Origin of the sequence: Rhodopirellula maiorica SM1 (assembly GCF_000346295.1) — a bacterium.
In the GTDB taxonomy this organism is placed as follows: Bacteria; Planctomycetota; Planctomycetia; order Pirellulales; family Pirellulaceae; genus Novipirellula; species Novipirellula maiorica.
This window is the reverse complement of the sequence record NZ_ANOG01000014.1, coordinates 1-2685: the sequence shown is the minus strand read 5'-3', so window position 1 is coordinate 2685 and position 2685 is coordinate 1. Positions and strand designations below refer to the sequence as shown.

Below are 2685 nucleotides of genomic sequence, written 5' to 3'. Positions count from 1 at the left end.
GATTGCCTCGATCAAATGGATGTCACTCCATTCGCGTAGAATGCGTGTCACCTCTTCTTGTTGCGAGGATTGGGGGTCAGGCATGATGGTGATTTCCTAATCGAAAGCCAACCGGGGAAAATTAAAACGACATCTGTCAGAAATCCTTCGCTTTGCAGTTCCCGTCGGACGATTGGGTATGCGATCAAATTCACTTGCAGTTCATCGTTTTGTTCGACCAGGATATGTGCTCGGCATAATTCACTCACGCGGCGATGGATTTCATCGGGTGAGAACGGTAAAACGGTGGCAAGCGATCGACGCGACAGACCACCGTGCAGCAGGATCGCATGCACAATGAAACGGTGCACGCGATCGTTGTTCAGTGGCAATTGCGGTGTTGCAAGTTCATCAGGCGAGACGACCCAAAGCGACGTTTTTTCAGGGTGGCTGGTCGACGGCGACATATCGTTTTTCGCGTTCCGCGTACGCAACAAGGTATTCCAAATCGCTTGAGCCACACCAGGATTGCCACGCGACTTGACCGACAAACTCGTGAAAAAATCGGATGTTTCGTTTGTCTGTGGATCTTTGTCGCAGCCGTTTCCTTGTTTCGTGTCATCCCGTGTCGGAAAAACGGGGTTATTACCAGGATGCATAAACTCGTATTGGTCAAGCGGCAGGGTCCTGCGAAACCAATGCGTCAATCGTTTTGCGTCCAAGGGGGACAACGTCAGAGGCGAGCCGATTCGGTCTTCAATCCCCACTGCGTGTTGAAGGAACGCCCATGCCCAGCTGTCGCAACCAATTAGCACGCGACTGCGGGTAGACGTCAAATGCTCGAGCAATGCACGCAGTCGGTGCAGTCCGTCCTCGTGTCGCAGGTACCAACGTTCTAGCTGAGGAACAACCAGGATTTCTTGTTCGGATACATCCTCGGTATCTGCACAGAAGAGGTCGTCGGTTAGCGGTTCGAGCAAAGACTCTGGTGCGGGAGCGGTCAACGTGCGGAGTTGATGTTGCTGAGCCAACCGCAAAAGCATCTTTGACAGATCGCATCCCGGGGGGCCAATGACAGTGTGAATAGGGTGCGTCGAGGACGCGAGATCGAACCAGGTACGACCGATCGCGGCGGTGAACGCATCCGCGACGTGCATCCAATCGGGCGTGGGAGACACCGTTTGCAGCAGACTGTTGGCAGGGCAATCCCAATCGGTTGAAGTGCTGGACGCCTGAGGATTCGATCGCCGCATTGCACTATAGAGCAGCTGCCATGTGCGTCGCAGGGTACCGCGAGCCGCATCGGTTGCCGGTGGAATAGGAACCGTAAAATCAGCAGCTGGAATAAAGGTCCAGGTTGACTCGGGTTCCTCCATTTTTGTTTTGCTTTCTCAGGACCATCGGGGCGAACATGGGATCATCATCGTTTCCCTAGATCATAATCGCTTTTTGATCACATGTTCTCAATGAGTAGCGGGCGCATCAGTCACAGCCAATCTGCTGACCATCAGCGTCTTCCGATTCCATCAGTGCATCGCTGACAGCGTTTTCCAGCAAAGTAGGGGCGGTAGGCATTTTCTCAGTCACGGACCATTGTCACACCGCGTCAAGTGGCCGGTTTGATTGCCATGGTTCCCTAGGGGCGGTCTGAAAAGCGGATTCTCGCTTCGCGAGAGCGGCTTTTTTCCACAACTTTCGCGGAGCGAAAGGCGACTTTGAGCCGGTTTCAGTCAGAGCCTAGAGCAGGTTTTGCTGAGCAAATTGCGATTATGATGGATCGGCTTTATCCGACTCCGCCGCATTGGATGCAAGTCGATTGGCGATTTCTGCGAGCAAGCGATCACAGGTCTTTCCCAATTGATCGACGGCCTCTTCGGCGGCGGCGATCTCCATCGCTTGCCCGCTCGCTTCGATGTTGGTGCAAATTTCAATGATCTCGCTGAGGCCAAAGAAACGGGATGATCCCTTCAACGTATGGGCGCTTCGGCAAAGCGTGGTGGGGTCCTTGGCCTCGATTGCAGATCGCATCTGTTTCAGCAACACAGGCACCTCGTCCTGGAACGTCCTCAGGACTTCGAGCGCCAAGTTCTCGTCGCCGCCCATTTGTCGGACTGCGTGGTCCCAATCAAGCATCGGTTCGGTCTGGCGTTCGGGTTCCGTTTCTCCGTCTTCGGTTGTGGCAGCGGCGGTCGATTCAGGTTCATCCGCCGTGCGGTCCGCAGGTGCGGCGTCGGCGGCGTCCTCAGGTGCGTTGTCAGTAGCATCCGGCGCGATGTGCTCGGTGGCTCTGGCGATCACATCCTGCAATTCGTCGGGATTGAAGGGTTTCGAGATGTAATCGTCCATGCCTGCGTTTAAGCATTTCTCGCGGTCTCCCTTCATCGCTTCGGCCGTCATCGCGACGATGTATTGGTGTTGGTTCGTGCCCTCCTCTGACTTGCGAATCGCTGCGGTTGCTTCGAGTCCGTTCATCTCGGGCATTTGGATATCCATCAAAATCACATCAAACGATTGCTGCTTGGTCGCTTCAACCGCTTCGCGACCATTGACCGCCAACTCGACCTCGTGATTCCATTTCTTCAGAAAACCCAACGCGACGCGTTGGTTGATCGCCCCGTCTTCGACGAGCAAGATTTTTCGTGGCGGGGTTTTCGGGACCTCGGGTTCGATCGCAGGTTCCTCGGGTTTCGGACTTGCGATGCCCAT

At 54.7% G+C, this 2685-nt stretch carries 2 protein-coding genes; both read right to left on the bottom strand.

Annotated features, from left to right (window positions below; all coding sequences use genetic code 11):
- Positions 1–47: 47 nt before the first annotated feature.
- Positions 48–1355 carry a hypothetical protein gene (locus RMSM_RS00550; RefSeq protein ID WP_008689961.1) on the bottom strand — a complete coding sequence of 436 codons (1308 nt, stop codon included), beginning with the start codon at positions 1353–1355 and terminating at the stop codon, positions 48–50.
- A gap of 391 nt (positions 1356–1746) precedes the next feature.
- A partial coding sequence (locus RMSM_RS40490; protein WP_008689959.1) for a response regulator occupies positions 1747–2685 on the bottom strand: 939 nt, incomplete at its 5' end.

Coding starts and splice junctions, on each gene's coding strand:
- RMSM_RS00550 (WP_008689961.1), bottom strand. CDS start 1,355: ATGGAGGAACCCGAGTCAACCTGGACCTTTATTCCAGCTGCTGATTTT.